This window comes from [Borrelia] finlandensis (genome assembly GCF_030438365.2).
Taxonomy (GTDB): domain Bacteria; phylum Spirochaetota; class Spirochaetia; order Borreliales; family Borreliaceae; genus Borreliella; species Borreliella finlandensis.
Genome location: NZ_CP124070.1, coordinates 186,428 through 203,964, shown reverse-complemented (window position 1 = coordinate 203,964; position 17,537 = coordinate 186,428). Strand labels below are relative to the sequence as shown.

The 17,537-nt window shown below is 27.0% G+C and carries 18 protein-coding genes, 1 tRNA gene and 1 pseudogene; 10 read left to right on the top strand and 10 right to left on the bottom strand.

From position 1 onward, the window contains the following. Positions 1–1,240: pseudogene (locus QIA19_RS01535) on the bottom strand (hemolysin family protein). Between the two features lie 84 nt (positions 1,241–1,324). Beyond that, positions 1,325–1,397, bottom strand: a tRNA-Cys gene (locus tag QIA19_RS01530). Positions 1,398–1,511: 114 nt separating this feature from the next. Between QIA19_RS01530 and QIA19_RS01525 the strand changes: the two genes are divergently transcribed. Together QIA19_RS01525 and QIA19_RS01520 are read left to right on the top strand one after the other, a co-directional pair. Next, entirely contained in the window at positions 1,512–3,038 is a 1,527-nt protein-coding gene (locus QIA19_RS01525) for a UDP-N-acetylmuramoyl-L-alanyl-D-glutamate--2,6-diaminopimelate ligase (RefSeq protein ID WP_301365316.1), read from the top strand. Between the two features lies 1 nt (position 3,039). Further along, positions 3,040–4,125 (top strand): D-alanine--D-alanine ligase, encoded by a 1,086-nt coding sequence (locus tag QIA19_RS01520; RefSeq protein ID WP_301365314.1) that lies wholly within the window; start codon positions 3,040–3,042, stop codon positions 4,123–4,125. Positions 4,126–4,139: 14 nt separating this feature from the next. On the opposite strand, the gene QIA19_RS01515 is transcribed toward QIA19_RS01520, so the two are convergent. From QIA19_RS01515 to prfA, 4 genes are read right to left on the bottom strand one after another with little or no spacing between them, the layout of a single operon-like run. Continuing rightward, entirely contained in the window at positions 4,140–6,404 is a 2,265-nt protein-coding gene (locus QIA19_RS01515; protein WP_301365312.1) for a hypothetical protein, read from the bottom strand. Continuing rightward, positions 6,394–8,397 (bottom strand): guanosine-3',5'-bis(diphosphate) 3'-pyrophosphohydrolase, encoded by a 2,004-nt coding sequence (gene spoT, locus QIA19_RS01510; protein ID WP_301365310.1) that lies wholly within the window; start codon positions 8,395–8,397, stop codon positions 6,394–6,396. The genes QIA19_RS01515 and spoT overlap by 11 nt, the downstream gene beginning before the upstream one ends. Then, on the bottom strand, positions 8,354–9,214 hold the full coding sequence (gene prmC, locus QIA19_RS01505; RefSeq protein ID WP_301365308.1) for a peptide chain release factor N(5)-glutamine methyltransferase: 861 nt from the start codon (positions 9,212–9,214) through the stop codon (positions 8,354–8,356). The genes spoT and prmC overlap by 44 nt, the downstream gene beginning before the upstream one ends. 2 nt (positions 9,215–9,216) lie before the next feature. Further along, on the bottom strand, positions 9,217–10,290 hold the full coding sequence (gene prfA / locus QIA19_RS01500; RefSeq protein WP_301365306.1) for a peptide chain release factor 1: 1,074 nt from the start codon (positions 10,288–10,290) through the stop codon (positions 9,217–9,219). 337 nt (positions 10,291–10,627) lie between these two features. Between prfA and QIA19_RS01495 the strand changes: the two genes are divergently transcribed. Continuing rightward, positions 10,628–11,767 (top strand): tetratricopeptide repeat protein, encoded by a 1,140-nt coding sequence (locus QIA19_RS01495; RefSeq protein ID WP_301365305.1) that lies wholly within the window; start codon positions 10,628–10,630, stop codon positions 11,765–11,767. Continuing rightward, entirely contained in the window at positions 11,764–12,573 is an 810-nt protein-coding gene (locus QIA19_RS01490) for a TatD family hydrolase (RefSeq protein WP_301365304.1), read from the top strand. Before QIA19_RS01495 ends, QIA19_RS01490 begins: the two co-directional genes overlap by 4 nt. A gap of 52 nt (positions 12,574–12,625) precedes the next feature. Here the strand turns inward: QIA19_RS01490 and QIA19_RS01485 are convergent, their stop codons facing one another. Both QIA19_RS01485 and QIA19_RS01480 read right to left on the bottom strand, forming a co-directional pair. Then, positions 12,626–13,372 (bottom strand): hypothetical protein, encoded by a 747-nt coding sequence (locus QIA19_RS01485; protein ID WP_301365303.1) that lies wholly within the window; start codon positions 13,370–13,372, stop codon positions 12,626–12,628. 1 nt (position 13,373) lies between these two features. Continuing rightward, entirely contained in the window at positions 13,374–14,027 is a 654-nt protein-coding gene (locus tag QIA19_RS01480; RefSeq protein WP_301365301.1) for a hypothetical protein, read from the bottom strand. A 204-nt stretch (positions 14,028–14,231) separates the two neighbouring features. Here QIA19_RS01480 and infC point away from each other — a divergent pair, with 204 nt between their 5' ends. The 6 genes from infC to tsaB all read left to right on the top strand — a co-directional run bounded on the left by infC (position 14,232) and on the right by tsaB (position 16,913). Continuing rightward, positions 14,232–14,792, top strand: coding sequence for a translation initiation factor IF-3 (gene infC / locus QIA19_RS01475; protein WP_002556788.1), 561 nt, complete (start codon positions 14,232–14,234; stop codon positions 14,790–14,792). A gap of 22 nt (positions 14,793–14,814) precedes the next feature. Further along, positions 14,815–15,015 carry a 50S ribosomal protein L35 gene (rpmI, locus tag QIA19_RS01470; protein ID WP_008882757.1) on the top strand — a complete coding sequence of 67 codons (201 nt, stop codon included), beginning with the start codon at positions 14,815–14,817 and terminating at the stop codon, positions 15,013–15,015. 20 nt (positions 15,016–15,035) lie between these two features. Continuing rightward, positions 15,036–15,383 carry a 50S ribosomal protein L20 gene (rplT, locus tag QIA19_RS01465; protein WP_008882497.1) on the top strand — a complete coding sequence of 116 codons (348 nt, stop codon included), beginning with the start codon at positions 15,036–15,038 and terminating at the stop codon, positions 15,381–15,383. A 213-nt stretch (positions 15,384–15,596) separates the two neighbouring features. Further along, positions 15,597–15,857 carry a hypothetical protein gene (locus tag QIA19_RS01460; protein ID WP_002556785.1) on the top strand — a complete coding sequence of 87 codons (261 nt, stop codon included), beginning with the start codon at positions 15,597–15,599 and terminating at the stop codon, positions 15,855–15,857. Then, positions 15,854–16,267: a tRNA (adenosine(37)-N6)-threonylcarbamoyltransferase complex ATPase subunit type 1 TsaE gene (tsaE, locus tag QIA19_RS01455; protein WP_301365298.1), complete on the top strand. Its 414-nt coding sequence runs from the start codon at positions 15,854–15,856 to the stop codon at positions 16,265–16,267. Before QIA19_RS01460 ends, tsaE begins: the two co-directional genes overlap by 4 nt. Then, positions 16,260–16,913, top strand: a complete 654-nt coding sequence (tsaB, locus tag QIA19_RS01450) for a tRNA (adenosine(37)-N6)-threonylcarbamoyltransferase complex dimerization subunit type 1 TsaB (RefSeq protein WP_301365296.1) — start codon at positions 16,260–16,262, stop codon at positions 16,911–16,913. Before tsaE ends, tsaB begins: the two co-directional genes overlap by 8 nt. On the opposite strand, the gene csrA is transcribed toward tsaB, so the two are convergent. Next, a complete protein-coding gene (gene csrA / locus QIA19_RS01445) occupies positions 16,897–17,142 on the bottom strand; it encodes a carbon storage regulator CsrA (protein ID WP_008882526.1) in 246 nt (81 codons plus the stop codon). The two genes, tsaB and csrA, sit on opposite strands and share 17 nt — an antisense overlap. A gap of 2 nt (positions 17,143–17,144) precedes the next feature. Continuing rightward, on the bottom strand, positions 17,145–17,537 hold the full coding sequence (gene fliW / locus QIA19_RS01440) for a flagellar assembly protein FliW (protein WP_301365295.1): 393 nt from the start codon (positions 17,535–17,537) through the stop codon (positions 17,145–17,147).

Sequence of the window (17,537 nt, the reverse complement as noted above, 5' to 3'; positions counted from 1 at the left end):
CTACTTTTTAGATTTGATAAAAGTTATTGTTTCAATTTTATTATTCTGAATTTCCTTAATAAAATATTCTCCATCATTTGTTTTTACGGTTTCGTTTTTTGTTGGTATTTTGTCAAGCAGATCTATTAAGTATCCACCAATTGTATTTGTATATTCTTTATGTTTAATGGATATCCCAATTGCCTCTTCAATCTCGTCAAAAGTAGTTTCTCCAAGTATTGAGTAAGTATTGTCGTTGATTTGGGTAATCAGAGGCTTTTCTTCTTTAATGTCGTATTCGTCAGATATTGCTCCAAAAATTTTTTCTACTATGTCTTCTATTGTAAGTATCCCCGAAAAACCACCATACTCATCGATTACGATTGCCATTATTTTTTGTTTTTTCCTCATAATATCCAGTATGTCTTTTATCCTTTTGTTTTGTTGTACAAATACAGCTGGTTTAATAAATTGAGAAACGTTTTTATTCATATCTTTTTTATTGACTTCTATGAGGTCTTTGGCTATTAAAATCCCAATTATCTGTTCTCTGCTTTGTCCTTTGTATATAGGAATTCTAGAGTATCCTTCTTCTTTGATCAATTTGATTACATCTTTTAGCTTTGATGAGCTTGAGAGTGAAAAAACCCCTGTTCTGTGGGTCATGATTTCAGAAGCTCTTACCTGATCTATATCTAACATTTTTTGCATAAATATTCTAGAGTCATTTTTTAAAATTCCCAAACTTCCTGCTAAAGAGAGCATATTTTTTATGCTCTCTTTAGTCATTTGGGAGCTAGTCTTAACTTTAAAGAGATTTAATATTTTTTTTTATGATTTTGTTTATTATATATATTAGTGGAGTAAATATAAAAATTAATGGCTTTAAAAAAAATGAAGTAGATAGGGCAATTATTTCATTATTTAGAATTGCAATTTGTTTTGGAAGTATTTCGGCAAAAATTAGAACGATTATTGTTATTAGGCCCGTTGATATTGCAAGTGCACTGTTTCCGTATTTTTCAAGTACAAATTTTGTTGTAAGTGTGCTTGCTACAATGTTTGATATATTGTTGCCGATAAGAATAGTAGTAATTAATTTTGAAGGAGATTGAACCAAATTGTACACCGATATTCCCGATTTCCCTTTTTTTCTTATGTCTTGTATCTGAATTATGCTTAATGAAGTATAAGCTGTTTCAGATGCTGAGAAAATAGCAGATAATATTATAAATAGTAGTATTATGATTAATTCTAGCATATATGTATTATTTTAATTTATCTTTAATAAAAATGCTTTAAGTTATGTCCTTAAGTATAAAAATATTTTTGACTTGACCTTAGAAGGCGCTGACCGGAATCGAACCGGCGAATCAAAGTTTTGCAGACTTCTCCCTTAGCCACTTGGGTACAGCGCCTTGTAACATTGCTTAGTTTATTAAAAAAATAGAAAATTGTAAATATATTTTCTATTGAAGCATAATTTTGAATTTCTTAGCTATTTTTATTAGTTTTATGTAAAATTTTAATGTATGAATAAAAAACTTAATGAAGTTTTATTAAAGTTAGATCAAGATTTAATAAAATGTGTAAAAGGTTCTCTTGATTTAGAAATATCAGGAGTTACTTATAGTTCTAAATTGGTTTTGCCCAGGTTTGTGTTTTTTGCTCTTCCAGGAATTCATTTTGATGGGCATGATTTTATTGAAATTGCAATTCAAAAGGGTAGTAATGTTATTGTGTGTTCACGAGATGTGGATTTTTACAGTTCTAATGTTACTTATATTAAGGTAGATGACTTTAACATAAGAAAATTTATGTCTAATTTTTCAAATATTTTTTATGATGAGCCTTCAAAAAAATTAAAAGTTATTGGAGTCACTGGCACTGATGGGAAAAGTTCTGTTTGTTATTATATATATCTTCTTTTAAAAAAAAAGGGTGTTAAAGTAGGTTTTATATCGACAGTATTTTTTGATGATGGGAGTGGGAGCTTGATTAAAAATCCTTACAGACAATCAACTCCCGAGTCTACGGAAATACATTCATTTTTAAGCAACATGGTTAAAAATGAAGCTCAATATGCAATTCTTGAATCTACTTCTCATGGGCTTGATCTTGAAACAGCAAGGCTTATTGATGTTAATTATTTTGCAGTTGTTTTTACCAATATTGGACATGAGCATCTTGAATTTCATGGCACAATTCAAAATTATTTGAATGTCAAGCTGGGTCTTTTTCGGTCTGTTAGCGATGATGCTGGTTTTGGGGTTATTAATCTTGATGACTTTTATTCTTCTGATTTTAAGAATGCTGTTAAGAAATCTTTTACTTATAGCTTAAAAAGCAGTAAAGCAGATTTTTTTGTTAGTTTTATTGATGAGAAAACCGATTCTACTAGATTTGAATTTTATCACAAGGGGGTTAAATATTTTGCTAATGTTAACTTGCTGGGGAGTTTTAATGTTGAGAATGTAATGGCTGCCCTTATTTTAGTTTCTCAAATTTTAAATAGCGATATTCAAGATATTGTTGATAAACTTGACTGTATTAAAAGTCTTGATGGGCGTATGGATAGTATTAATTTGGGGCAAAATTTTTCTGTAATAATTGATTATGCTCATACTCCTGGTGCTTTTTCCAAGCTTTTTCCTATTTTTAAGAGATTTACTACCGATAGATTAATTTCTGTTTTTGGTTCTGCGGGAGAAAGAGATGTTGAAAAAAGATTTTTGCAAGGGCAAATTGCAGATATTTATTCTGATTTAATAGTGCTTTGCGATGAAGATCCAAGAGGCGAGAATAGTATGTGTATAATTAAAGACATTGCAAAAGGAATTGTAAATAAAGTTGAAAATAAGGATTTATTTTTTATTGCTGATAGAAAGCAGGCTATTGAAAAAGCAATAAGTCTTGCAAAGGCAGGAGATTTGGTTGTAGCTTTGGGCAAAGGTCATGAAAGTTCAATAATTTATAAAAATAGAGAAGTTTTTTGGAATGAACAAGAGGTAGTTAAAAATGCTATTTTAAGTTTAGAAAAATCAGAAAAGGAGAAGTGATTTGAAAAAAAATCTTATGTTGATATTTGGTGGCGTTTCTTTTGAGCATGAAATTTCTTGTAAATCCGCTTATAGTATTTATTTAGCCCTTTTAGATTTAAATAAATACAATATTTACCCTGTTTATATTGATAAGTGTACAGGTGTTTGGTATTTATTAGATTCTGTTTCTGATCCTCCAAAGCCCATTAATACAGATGTTTTGCCTATTGTTAGTTTATTGCCAGGTCTTGGAATTTTTTCAAACAATAAAAATCTTGAAATTGATGTTGTTTTTCCCGTTGTTCACGGAAGAACCGGTGAGGATGGCGCTATTCAAGGGGTTTTAAAGGTTGTGGACATTCCTTGTGTTGGTGCTGGTATTATAGGGAGCGCTATTTCTAGTAATAAGTATTTTTGCAAACTTTTGCTTAAAAGTTTTGATATCCCTTTGGTTCCTTTTATTGGATTTAGACAGCATGATTATTTTTTAGACAAAGAAGAAATAAAAAGAAATGTAAAGGAGGTTTTAGGCTATCCTGTTATTGTTAAGCCCGCAGTATTAGGGTCTTCAATTGGAATAAATGTGGCTTACAGTGAAAATCAGATTGAATCTTTTATTAAAGAGGCTTTAAGGTATGACCTTACTATTGTAATAGAGAAGTTTATTGAGGCTAGAGAGATCGAATGTTCTATTATTGGGAATGAAAAGATGAAAATATTTTCTCCTGGGGAAGTTGTTGTTCAAGATTTTATATTTTATGATTATGATGCTAAATATTCTGTTATTCCTGGAAATTCTATTATTTTTAATATTCCTGCACATCTTGAGACAAATCAGTTGTTAAGCATTAAAGAATATGCTTTTCTTGCTTATAAGAATCTAGAACTCAGAGGTATGGCAAGAGTTGATTTTTTTGTTGAAAAAAAATCAGGAACCATTTATCTTAATGAAATAAACACTATTCCAGGATTTACCGATATATCTATGTTTGCTAAAATGTGTAGTAATGATGGTCTTCAGTTTAAAGACCTAGTGGATAATTTAATCGATTATGCTTTTCAAAGTTACATTAATAGGAAAAAAAGGATTGATTTTGAAAATTAATTTAGATTATTAGATTAATTTAATTTTAAATTTTTTAGATTTTCAATCTCTTTATCATCTTTTAGTTTAAAGTATTCAAGATTTTTATATTTTTCTGCTTTAGGCAATATTCCTGAATATTTTATTTTGTAAGAATAATTTATTTTTATATTTTTTTCTTCTGTATTATTAGTTTTATTGTAAATTTTAACTTGATTTTTTTTAATATGAATATTTGCAAATGCTTCATATGCTATATCATCTTGAGATTTAAGAGTAAATGCAATTGTTGTTTTTTTAGAGTTAATGTTTTTAAGTGTAAAGATAATTTTATTAGCCAATATTTTATAAGGAGTATTGCTTTGATAAATTATTAGTTTAGATGCGTTTTTAAAATGCAGCTCGATTTGATTTGCAATTTTTTGAGTAACTAAATCGATGCTATAAACAGCTCTTTCTGCTATATCTATTTTTTTAAAATCAATATTCATTAGCTCATCATCGACTTCAATGTTGGTTTTTAATATTTTTTCGTTTGCTTGTAAAGTTAGATTAAAGTCGTTTGAAATTATTTGGATAGGATGTTTTTTATCTTTTGGATATTCAATTTTTATTTTGTTTATTTTTTCTGGAAAGCTAACCGTTTGTTCTATTTGTATTTCATGCTCTTTTTTATCAATATTGCTAGATATTATAATTGTGGTTATTAAAAAAAAAATTACAAGACCAAAGTTTTCAGCTTTTTTTAAATTTTGTTTAATTTTTGGGAGTTTGGATTTTAAATGTTCTGAGATATTAATAAATATGATAGAGAAAAGACAAGTTGATATTATATAGCTTAGTGTAAGTGTATTTTTGATTGATGTAGTATTTTGTATTAATGTTATTAATACAAAATTGATTATCCAAATGATTAATATCACTATTTTTCGAATAATAGTATTTTTATTTGGTTTTATTAATAATAAAATGCTTTTTATGATAATTATTAAGATAAATTCTATTTTAATAAACATTAATATTATTAGTTCAATAATAGAGGTTGATATTGCTAGGTATTTAAGTTGCCTGTAATTTAAATATATTGTGAAATTATATGTAAAAAGAGACAAAAGATTATGTATGAGCAAAGTTGCAAAAAAAGTTATTAGATGTTTGGGATTTGTTATGCTGTAAACCGTTGTATTTTCATAGCCTGCAAATATTTTATTTGTAAGCAATAAGGATATGTAAGTGCTTAAAAATAAAGTAAAAAACAATCTTACTAATTTGTAATAATTATTTTTTACTTTTTTCATAACTAGTCCGGCTTCTTTAAATTTTCTAATAAATACAATTATAATTAAGTTATAACAAATGTAAATTAATGCTATTAAAGTAATTTCATTAATTATTATTTTTTTAAAAGGTGTATCAATTACAATATAGTGTGTTTCATCGGTATTTTTACTTTTGTACTCATTAGTTAATGTTTCTTCGATTGATTTGTAAATTTCAAAAATAGTATTTTTATTTTGAGTTAATATAGGGTTTAAATTATTATTTATTATTAAAAGGGGTATAGATTCATCACGATATAGATTGTACAAATTGTTTGATTTTTTTTCAGTTATTTTTGCTGTATTAAAATCAAGTTTATTTTTTTCAAAGGTTTTTATAATAGTTTTTAAAAATCCCAAATTTGTTTTTGAATTTGTTATGAAAGATTCATTTTCTAGGTAAATTTTATTTTTTATTTTATTTTCGTTTAACATTAAGTATATTGTATTTGTATTTTTCCCTAAATATTTATTACTAAGTAAAATTCTGCTACTAATTATTGTATTTTGTTCTAAAGAATCATCCTCAACAAAAAAAAAATTTATGTTGTTTTCAGGATTAGTATTTTTAAGTTTATTTAAAAGCTCAATTGCAATTCCAATTGCTAAATTATTTTTTAAATTATTTTGTATTTTAATTGGAGCAATTATATTATAAGTATTTGCGTTTTTCCCTTTTATTTTAGAATGTATTATTTTTTGTGAATACCCAATAAATCCAATTTCTTGTAAAGAGTATTCCATATATTTAACTTCATTTGTATTAAAATATTTTTTTATATAATTAAAAGTGTTTATTATTTTTTCTTGTCTTTCATTTAGTTGATGAATTTTTCTAATGTGCGTTTTTATGTTCTTTTCAGTTTCTAAGCTTGCAATTTTATTGCTTGAATTGAATGCATTTTTTTCCATTTTATTTGGCACAATGGTAGGGCCTGTTGAACCAAGCAATAACAATAATAACAATATATTAATTGTCATAATTTTTAATGTCTTCTTCTATTTGCATTATTTGTAAGATATTTGGGTTTTCTTTTAAAGCAGAAATAATTTTTGTTATATTTTTAGCATTTGATGAGACTATTATATTTGTTATTCCATGACCATTTCCGCAGTCTTCTATTTTTTCGCTAATAAGTCTTACGTCATTGAGTGTGAAAATGTTTTCAAGATAGCTAAATATTCCTTTAAGCTCTTTTAAAAGTAAAATAATGTGATGCACTTTTCTAGTTGGTGTTGCTTCCCACTCAACTTCAATCAATTGGGTTTTTTTATAGGATTTAAGCTTTTGACAATTTTCATTGTGCACTATTATTTCGTCTTTATGTATTATTCCAATAATATCTTCACCTGTTGTTGGACTACATTCAGGGTCTATTGCAATTCTTTTTATTTTGGTTTTGGTATAAGATTTGAATAAGCTAAAAAGCTTTCTTTGCTCTTTGTTTGCTCCAACAAGATAAGCAATAATATTGTTGTCTACAAAAATTGTGTTGTCATTTTTGTTAAGCCATGATCTAATTTTTGTTCGGGCCTTTTTTGTTCTTACGCTGTTTAGCCATATTACATCCGGTTTTGAGTCTTTTGATGTGAATATTTCAACAATTTGTTCGTTTTTAAGCGGTTTTGTGATTGAGCTTATTTTTCCATTTATTTTTGCATAAAGAGCTTGATCTCCAATATCTGTGTGAATTATGTATGCAAAATCAATTGAATTTGATCCAAAAGGAAGCTCTACTACTTCTCCTTCTGGGGTGTAAACATATATGAATGTATTTAACAACTCTTTGTGTATGTCATTCATTGAATATTGACTTTTGTTGGCCGATTCTTGTTGCCATTTTTTTATTCGGTTTATAAATGAAAGATCATCAGCTTTAAGTTCAATTTGTTCTTTATATATCCAGTGGGCTGCAACCCCATAATTAGCAATTCTATCCATTTCTTCTGTTCGAATTTGTATTTCAATAAGCTGGTTATCCTCAGGTATTCTTACGGTAGTGTGTAGTGATTGATATTTATTTTCTTTTGGGCTTGCAATATAGTCTTTAAGTCTTCCCGGGATTGGTTTCCACACCCGGTGAACAATTTCTAATATCTCATAACATTCTTTTTGTTTTTTGCAAATTATTCTTATTCCTAGAGTATCAAAAATTTGAGTAAGTTTGTTTGTTCTTGCTTGCATTTTTCTAAATATTGAATAAAAGTGTTTTGATCTTACTGTAATTTCTGCTTCAATTCCGCTTTTTTGAAGTTCTTTTTCTATTGATAATTTGCCTTTGTATAATTTTTTTTCTCTTTCTATTTTTGTTTCAGATAAAAAATTTTTTATTTCTTTATAATCTTTAGGATAAAGATGCTTAAATGAAAGATCCTCAAGATATGTTTTAAGAGATGAGATTCCAAGACGCTCTGCTATTGGAACGTAAGTTGAAAGACAATCTTTTGCAATCCTGTCTTGTCTGTTTTTGGGCAAATAAGAGAGAGTTGTCATATTATGAAGTTTATCTGCCAGTTTTATTATTATTATTCTAATATCATGTGTCATTGCAAAAAACATTTTTGAGATAGTATTAGCCTCTTTTATGCTTCTTGTTTTATTATGTAAATCATGAATTTTAGTTACACCGTCGATTAGGCTTAAAATTTCCTCGTCAAATTCTTTTACTATTTCTTCTTTTTCAACATTTGTATCTTCAAGTACGTCATGCAGTAGTCCAGCAATAGTTGCTTTAAAGTCTAGTTGAAATTTGGCAAGAAATAATGAAACCATTATTGGGTGAATAATGTAAGGCTCCCCACTTTCTCTGTATTGGCCATAGTGGAGCTGTTCTGCTATTTCTAGAGCTTTGAATATGCTTTTTCGTTCAAATTCATTTTTGTAAGTATTCTCAACAGTTTTTTTAAAAATATTTCTAGCTTTTTCAAGATCATTTATCTTTATTAAATGTGCAATCTCGTATGCTTGTATCATCTCTTTGTCCCAATATCAGCGCCCTTGCTCTCTTTTCAAGATCGTAAATTGTTTTTAAATGTGAAAATCCTTTTTTGATTGCAAAATCTTTCAAGCTTTTTATTTGCCAAGGAGCCGATTCTATTATTATTAGTCCATTTGGGTTAAGCTTTTCTTTTGCTTGGCTTAATATTTTTCTAGAAATATTAAGCCCATCTTTTCCAAATCCCAAAAGAGCTTTTGTGGGTTCTTTTTTTATTTTATTTTTTATTTCTAATTCTTCTTTATTTAAATAAGGAGGATTTGTAATAATTATATCAAGCTTTCCCTTTATACATTTTAGCAAATTAGAGTGAATTATTTCTACAAATTTTTCAAGTTTGAGCTTTTTTGTATTTTTTTCAACTATTTGTAAAGCTTTTGTTGAAATATCCGAGAGTATTACTTTTTTTCTAATGTAATAGGCAATCGAAAGCCCTATGCATCCACTACCGCAGCATAAGTCTAATATTTTTTTAAAACCATTTTGTTGGATTTGAATTAAGGCTTCTTCTGCTAAACATTCTGTATCAAATCTTGGAATTAATACATGCTTGTTTAGGCTAAATTTAATCCCCATAAATTCTTTCTTTTGAAGTATGTAGTGAATAGGAGTTCCTTTTTCTATTTTATCTATTTGATCAAAAAAAAGTTTTTTTTCTTTTTTTGTTAAGCTTTTTTTTATATTTGCAATTAGCAATTCTTTTCTGGTTTTTAAAATTAATTCAAGTATTAGTAGCGCTTCTATTGTATCTAAATTTTTACTTTTAGCATAATTTATAACTTCGTTTATATTCATTGCTATATACTGTTGCTTTTTAATTCTTGTTCTTGAAGTGCTATCATCAAAGGATCAAGAAGTGGATCAAGTTCTCCTTGTATAAATTCTTCTAATTTATAAAGAGTGATGTTTGCTCTATGATCTGTTATTCTATTTTGAGGAAAATTATAGGTTCTAATTCTTTCAGATCTATCTCCTGAGCCGACCTGTTGTTTTCTATTGCTTGATCTTTGCTCTTGTTTTTTGGAATCTTCAAATTCATAAAGCCTTGCTCTTAATATTTTCATTGCTTGATCTTTGTTTTTATGTTGGCTTCTTTCGTTTTGGCACTGTACAACAATTCCTGTTGGTAGGTGTGTTATTCTGACTGCAGAATCAGTTGTATTGACGTGTTGTCCACCAGCTCCAGATGACCTGTAAACATCAATTCTTAAATCTTTTTCATTGATATCAATTTCAGTTTCTTCAATATTAGGTAGCACTGCTACAGTAGCAGCCGAAGTTTGAAGCCTTCCGTTAGACTCTGTTATAGGGATTCTTTGCACCCTATGAACACCGCTTTCGTATTTTAATTTTTTAAATACATCTTTTCCTTTAATTTCAAATATTATTTCTTTAAATCCCCCAAGTTCTGTTTCATTGAAGTTTATAATTTCTGTTTTCCATTTTTTTTTCTCTGAATATTTTATATACATACTATAAAGATTGTTTGCAAAAAGAGCAGCTTCTTCTCCACCCGTTCCGGCCCTAATTTCAATTATTATATTTTTGCTATCATTTTCATCTTGAGGCAAAAGTAGTATTTTTATTTGATGTTCAAGATCTTCTTTTTTTTTGTCCAGGTCAATTAATTCTTGTTTTATTAGTTCTTTCATTTCTTGTTGATCTTCTTTTTCCAAGATGGTTTTGGTATCATTGATTTGACTTAGTATTTTTTCGTATTCAATTTTTTTAGTATTTATTTTTTCTAAATATGTATATTCTTTTATTATTTTTGAATATTTTTTTTGATCTTTAATTAGATTTATGTCTTGCAATTTTTCTTCTATCAACTTAATCTTGCTTGTTGCTGAATTTAATTTTTCTAAAAGCATTATGGTTTCTCCTGAAAGATAGTAATAGTTTATATTAATTTTAGATTTTTTTGTTAGACTTTTTAATAAGTTTTGTGTGGATGCCCATGTTTATGTTTTATTTTAACATTTTTTTTTAAAACTGCTTTTATTAAATAAATAGAATAAGCGTGATTAAAAAAAATCAATTATATTTTTTCATGTTTTTTTATATAATAAATGTTATTAAGTTGGATATTAAAGTTAAATTAGGTTTTGTTGTATTTATAAATAAATTGAGCTTTGCGTATTATTATTTGCGGTGTGTTTGAGGTAGTTGAAGTTATATCTTTGATAAACCGATTTAAAAGGGGTATTTATGTTAAATGAAAAAATTTTGGATGCTTTAGGAGATCTCTCGAGCATTTCTGATGATCAACTTCTTGATGTCACTGAGAAATCAAAAAGAGGGTATCAGTTGATCAAAGAAGAAAGACTTTCTGAAGCAGAAAGTTTATTTTCTGATATCCTTGAAAAGGATAATGAGAATAATTATGCTCTTGTTGGGCTTGGAGATATTGAAAGGAAGAAGAATAATTACGATAAAGCAATAGTTTATTATCAAAAATGTCTTGTAAAGCATCCAAGCAATAATTATGCTCTTTTTGGACTTGGAGATTGTTACAGAAATTTAGATAATTATAAAAAAGCCACAGACATGTGGGAAGAATATTTAAAATATGATCCTGAGAATATAACGGTTTTAACAAGAGTTGCGGCATCTTACAGGAAGCTAAAAAATTTTCAAAAATCTAAGCAAACTTATCTTAAGGTAATGGAATTAATGCCTGATAATGATTATGCTCTTGTGGGTATTGGCCATTTGTATTATGACTTTAAAGAATATAAAGAGGCTTTAAAGTATTGGCTTAAAATGTATGAATTAAATCAATCTAAAGTTGATGTTAGAGTGTTAACTTCAATTGGTAATTGTTATCGCAAGCTAAGGGAATTTACCAGAGGAATTTATTTTTTTAAAAAAGCTTTAGAAATTTCACCTAGTAATTTTTATGCTGTTTTTGGACTTGCTGATTGTTATAGAGGCAATAAGGAGTACAAAGAGGCTTTAAAATATTGGCTTGATATTATCGAAAAAGATCCCAAAAATAATTTGGTTCTTACAAGAGTAGGAGATGCTTATCGTTATTTAAATGATTATGAAAATTCTCAAATTTATTATAAAAAGGCTCTTGATGTTGATTTTGATATGTTTGCCATACTTGGACTTGCCCTTATTCAAAAGGAACAAGGTAAATATGAAGAAGCATTAATAGCTATTAAAAGTTTAATTAAAAACAATCCTAAAAATTCAGCATTGTATGTTAATGCTGCTGAATGTTATGAAGCATTAGGGCAGATTGGAAATGCTGTTGATATTTTATCAAGCTTTTTGCAGCTTGGTATGAAAAATATTGTTGTTATTGACTACCTTGCGTCTCTTAGGAAAAAAATGGAATGATGGATTCTTTACTTGAAACTGAAAAATCTATTTTTTTTGACAAATTAATAGATACTCATGTTCATTTTTATGAATTAAAGAAAAGATCTTTGGATGTTAATTACATTATTAATGAATGTTTTAAAAACGGCTTTTCTTATTTTCTTGATGTTGGATTGCACCCTAGTGATTTTAATGATAGAAAAGATCTTTTAAGCCCTTATTCTAATGTGTTTTTAACAGCAGGTATTCATCCTTTAAATTTAAGTGATCATTTTAAAGATGATATTAAACAGCTTGAAAAAATTTTGATTAGTGAAAATGTTGTTGCCGTTGGGGAGATGGGCCTTGATTATTTTAAGGCAGATAACAAGAAATTTCAAATTAAAGCTCTTGAAGAGCAATTGTATTTGGCTGATAAATATAAAAAGCCAATTATTTTACATATAAGAGATGCCTATGATGATGTTTATAATATTGTAAGGTCTTTAAATTTTTTAAATAGGGGTATATTGCATTGTTATTCAGGAACTTATGAGCATGCTAAAAAATTTATTGATTTGGGATTTAAAGTTTCTTTTTCAGGCAATATAACTTTTAAAAATGCACAACCTTTAAGAATTCTTGTTGGCAAATTAAATATCAATGATCTTTTAATAGAAACGGATAGCCCCTTTTTAGCTCCAGTGCCATTGAGAGGCAAAATTAATTCACCTTTGTTTTTAGGATATGTATGTCTTGAGATTGCAAGGATTAAAAATTGCTCTGTTAATGATGTTGCTGTTGCAGTATACAATAGCTTTAAAGATCTTTTATTGCTGTATTAAATTTTATTTATAATTATTCATTTGTATGGTTTATTATTAGTTTTAAATTTAATCATTTTTGTTGTTTATAAATGTTAAATTCATATTGAAAATCTTTTTCAACATCTTTTGCTATTTTTATCAAATCAGGCTCTTTAAGAGTTATTATATATTTTAGCTTAATAATTTTTAAGTCTTTTCTTGTATTGCCAATTAATACAAATTTTATTTTTTTAAAAAAAGGCGAATTTAGTATCTTTTTTAAAATAATAATATTATCCCTTAAAGAGAATAATATTATTGTTTTTATTTGAGAAGTAATGAATGTTTGAATATAGGATATGTTTTTTTCGTTTATTAGAGTAATATTAACATTTTTTTCTTTGCCCTTTTTTTCCAAGTATTCAAGGTCTTCGTTATTTAGAGATTTGTCTCTAAATAGTAATGTTTTTTGCAAATCTATTGATTTTTCGTTAAGCAGGAAATCAATAGATTTTTTTAGAGAAAATTTTATTTTTGATAGATAAAAAATTTTCTCCTTTAGAATTTCGTTATTTAGAATTTCATTATTTGATTTATGAGTTAATATTATTTTTTTCGTTGTTTTAAGCTTGTCTTTTATAATTTCTAAATTTTTATCATTTATAAATAGTATTTCGTTTTTTATGAATGGAGTTTTTTGAATTTCAAAAAAATATTCAGTTGCATCTGAAAAAATTATTGCATAATTAAATTGTTTTTCAATAATAGAAGATTCTTTGCATCCTTGTATTGAAATTACTAAGAGCGCTATTATAGCAAGTTTTTTGGGGCCAGACATTTTATTTCTCAGTATATTTATTATTAATAGCCATAGATATTAAAGCCAAGCCAAGTATTATTAGTGCATAGATGCTCATGTTGGTTAGAATTAATGTTTTTAAAGTTGCAATAAATAATCCTAAAAATAGAATAGGAGAAAGAATGATTTTGTATTCTTTTGCCGAGTATTTTTGGCATTTTTTAATTTTCTTTTCAAAAATTGTGGCTGAAAAGATTAGCTCTATTGCATTAAGTATTGGTAATTCTATATATTCATAAATTCCAAAAATTTTGCTATTTAGAATTATTATTTCTAAGTTTTTAGAAAATATTAGTCCAAATGTGAAATATATAAGAATTGTTAAATTTTTTTTAAATAAAGAATTTTCATTTAGAGTAAAGAAAAATATAAATATTAATAGTGGGAATATATAGTAGTATAAATGTTCTTTAATAAATATTGAAATCCCCAGGCTTATTCTTGATGTGTAATCTAATTCAAATGATCTGTATAGAATAAATTCTTGAGTTAAATAAAGAAAAGAAAACATTGTTATTGCAAGAAATATTGCTAAAACATGGGCTTGGGTATTTTTTGTTTGACCTTGTTTTAGCCGAATATTTATATAAATTTTTAATATTAGTGGTAGACTTGTTAATAAAAATAAACTCATTGTAAGTACAATTCTACTTTTAAACGTTTTTTAAATCAATTGATTGATTAAAAACTTGTGTGATTTGTATATTTGTTTTATCAATGTTATTGATTTTATTACTTTTTGTAAACATTATTTCTAGAATTTACTTTTTAGTGAATGTATAATAAAATTAAGTATTAATGTTAATTATTAATTGATTTAGGAGTATATATTTTTTAGATGATAAATAGAAATGCCAATAGAGATAGGGATAGGTCCAGATCAAATGACAAGGAATTAAAAATTAATTACAGAATTAAGGCTCGCGAAGTAAGAGTTATTTTTGAAAATGGAACACAAGAGGTTTTATCAATTGAAGATGCTATTAAAAAAGCAAAAGAAGCTGGACTTGATTTGGTTGAGGTTTCTCCTAATGTATCTCCTCCGGTTTGCAAGATTATTGATTATGGAAAATATAAATTCCATCAAGAAAAGCGTCAAAAAGAGCAAAAGAAAAATCAAAAAGTAATTAAGCTTAAGGAAGTCAGAATGCAGCCCAAGATAGATGCTCATGACCTTGATTTTAAATCAAAAAACATTTTAGGTTTTTTAAAAGATGGCAATAAGGTTAAAGTTACAATAAGATTTAGAGGGCGTGAACTTGCTCACACATATTTAGGATATGGTATCTTAAATAGCATTCTTGAAAAAGTAGGGGATGTGAATTATGTTTTGGAATCTGCAGCTAAAATGGAAGGCAAAACAATGTTTTTGATTGTAGCGCCTAAGTTTAAAAAATAAATATTAAATTAAAGGGGAAGAAATGGCAAATAAAATGAAAACACGCAAAAGTGCAAAAAAAAGGTATTCTTTTACTGTAAACGGTAAAGTTAAGCATAAAAAACAAAATTTAAGGCATATTTTGACAAAAAAATCTTCTAAGCGCAAGAGAAATTTAAGGAAATCGGGCAATCTTTCTTGTTTTGAAGTTAAAAGAATTAAAACTTTATTACCTTATGGTTAAAATAATTTTAGGAGATATATATGGCTAGGGCTAAAAACGGCACAGTTCACGTTGCAAGGCGTAAGCGAATTTTAAAAAAAACAAAAGGATTTTGGGGTACAAAAAAGAGCAATTATAAAAAAGCTAAGGATACCTTGAGAAAAGGCATGATGTATGCCACAAGAGATAGAAAGGTTAGAAAAAGAGATTTTAGGCGCTTGTGGATTTCAAGAATTTCGGCTGCTTTAAGTGATACGGGGATTACTTATTCAAGATTTATTGAGGGTTTATTGAAATCTAATATAAAAATTAATAGAAAAATTTTGTCTAATTTGGCAATTGAGGATGTTGAAGCTTTTAAAAAAATTGTTTTAGAAATAAGAAGATGAAAAATCAAAGCTCCTGGGAGGTTTAATTTTAAGAATTAGAGTTATTTTTTTGCGACATCTCATAAAATTTAGGAATTTGAATATTTTTAGTCGATGATAGCCAAAAGCAATTCAGAGGTTAAGAATAAAAATTCCGCCTTGAAAAATAGCGCTAAATAAAAATGTTCTTATGTTGGCTTTTTGGGAGTTTAATTTATTTTAAGGATTATTATTGTGCAGCTTATTTCTCTTAATAATATTGAAAAGCAAGAGAGTTTTATATACTATAGAAATGTATATTTTGCTGATGTTATTTATAAGTATAATGACATCTTAGAAATCAAAAAAGTCAAGTTTGTAATTGAAGCTACACCCTTAGGAGAAAAGCATGTCACTATTGATTTTATAGATCTTTTAAATTATCCTGTTTTAAAACTAATGGTTGCAATTAAAAGGCGTGTAATCGATTTGGAGTTTAAAGGTAAGCTTCCTTGATTTTAGAATTTAAGTCAGAAAAAAAAATGATAAATTTTTCCAAATCTTTTTTTTATCCTTTGCCAATTGGCAAAATATTTGTTTTAAGTGGTGATATGGGATCTGGAAAAACTAGTTTTTTAAAGGGACTTGCCCTTAACCTTGGAATTTCTTATTTTACAAGTCCAACTTATAATATTGTTAATGTTTATGATTTTGTAAATTTTAAATTTTATCATATTGATTTATATCGGGTTTCTTCTTTGGAAGAATTTGAGCTTGTTGGGGGATTGGAAATACTTATGGATCTTGACTCAATTATTGCTATTGAATGGCCACAAATTGCTTTGAACATTGTTCCAAAAGATAGATTATTTTCTTTAACTTTTAAAATAGTCGGTTCAGGCAGGGTTGTAGAACTTAATGGTTAATACACTTGCATTTGAATATTCATATAAAGCATTAATAATTTATTGTAGAATTAATAATAATAATTTTTCGTTGGTTGAACTTAAATCAAATTTAAATTTTAGTGTTCCAAAAATTTTCAATGATTTTGTAATTAAAAATAATATTGATCTTAATCAAATTGAATTAATTATAAATTCTTGTGGTCCTGGTTCTTTTACTGGTCTTAGAATTAGTTTAAGTTTTGTCAAAGGTCTTGCTTTAGGTCTTTCTATTCCTTTTGTCAATATTTCCACATTAGATGTTTTTGCGAATTTAGTTAAAAATAACCCCAGTGTAATTGTATTAACTTTTACTGCAGGTAAATATTTTATTGGGAATTATAAAAATTGCAAATTGATAGGGAAGATTTTGAGTTTTTCTAAGGAAGATTTGCTTGAATATTTGAATCAGATTGATCCAAATTCAGTGCTTATTGGGAACAATCTTGAAGATGTTTGCAAAGAGTTCAATTATAAATTTAAAATCATTGAAAATTTAAGTTCGTTTGGAAAAATTTTAACAGAACTTGGGGTAGCTAAATACTTAAAAAATCGCAAAGGTGATGATATTTTGTCAGGACCTCTTTACATAAGACAAAGTGATGCAAAGGTTAATTTTCATTCTTGAAATAATGATTAAAAAGGCTTTTAATTTTGCTTATATTGTGTTTGTCTTTTAGTAGTGATTTTTTATTTTCTTCTATAATAAATTCATAAATTTCAGATCTAAATATTTTAATGTTTTCAGGGGCTTTAATTGCTATTTTAACAGCATCCTTTTTTATTTCTAATATTAAAACCTCAATATCAGAATTTATTTTAATGCTTTCATTTACTTTTCTTGACAATACTAGCATCTTTATTCCTTGAAAACTTTATGGTATAGTGAGTATTTTTCATTTGTGCATATAGCTTGTTTTCCAAGTAATTTTTTTTTGTTTATTATAATTGGTGCCTTTAGGTTAGCTGTAATGTCTTTATAATCATTGACATGCATATTGATTATGCATAGTATAACTTTTTCATCTTCTTCTTTTGCTTTAATGTCTGACCAATCTTTTTCCTGGATATTTGGTAAGTATTCGCTTAAAAAATTGAAAGGAGATGTCACCAAAAAACTTACGTCTTTATTGATGGATTGCATAATAGAAAAAGGCTTATACTTAGAGTCTTTTATTATAAATTTTTTAATGTTTTCAAATCCAAGTATTCCCTCGGGAAAATCAAATTCTATACTTTTTTCATCTATCAT

Bases quoted from the DNA above. Each gene is read 5' to 3' on its own strand.
- rplT (WP_008882497.1), top strand. From the start codon at position 15,036: ATGGCTAGGGCTAAAAACGGCACAGTTCACGTTGCAAGGCGTAAGCGA.
- tsaB (WP_301365296.1), top strand. From the start codon at position 16,260: ATGGTTAATACACTTGCATTTGAATATTCATATAAAGCATTAATAATT.
- spoT (WP_301365310.1), bottom strand. From the start codon at position 8,397: ATGATACAAGCATACGAGATTGCACATTTAATAAAGATAAATGATCTT.
- QIA19_RS01490 (WP_301365304.1), top strand. From the start codon at position 11,764: ATGATGGATTCTTTACTTGAAACTGAAAAATCTATTTTTTTTGACAAA.
- csrA (WP_008882526.1), bottom strand. From the start codon at position 17,142: ATGCTAGTATTGTCAAGAAAAGTAAATGAAAGCATTAAAATAAATTCT.
- rpmI (WP_008882757.1), top strand. From the start codon at position 14,815: ATGGCAAATAAAATGAAAACACGCAAAAGTGCAAAAAAAAGGTATTCT.
- fliW (WP_301365295.1), bottom strand. From the start codon at position 17,537: ATGATAGATGAAAAAAGTATAGAATTTGATTTTCCCGAGGGAATACTT.
- QIA19_RS01525 (WP_301365316.1), top strand. From the start codon at position 1,512: ATGAATAAAAAACTTAATGAAGTTTTATTAAAGTTAGATCAAGATTTA.
- infC (WP_002556788.1), top strand. From the start codon at position 14,232: ATGATAAATAGAAATGCCAATAGAGATAGGGATAGGTCCAGATCAAAT.
- prmC (WP_301365308.1), bottom strand. From the start codon at position 9,214: ATGAATATAAACGAAGTTATAAATTATGCTAAAAGTAAAAATTTAGAT.
- QIA19_RS01515 (WP_301365312.1), bottom strand. From the start codon at position 6,404: ATGACAATTAATATATTGTTATTATTGTTATTGCTTGGTTCAACAGGC.
- QIA19_RS01495 (WP_301365305.1), top strand. From the start codon at position 10,628: ATGTTAAATGAAAAAATTTTGGATGCTTTAGGAGATCTCTCGAGCATT.
- prfA (WP_301365306.1), bottom strand. From the start codon at position 10,290: ATGCTTTTAGAAAAATTAAATTCAGCAACAAGCAAGATTAAGTTGATA.
- QIA19_RS01480 (WP_301365301.1), bottom strand. From the start codon at position 14,027: ATGAGTTTATTTTTATTAACAAGTCTACCACTAATATTAAAAATTTAT.
- QIA19_RS01485 (WP_301365303.1), bottom strand. From the start codon at position 13,372: ATGTCTGGCCCCAAAAAACTTGCTATAATAGCGCTCTTAGTAATTTCA.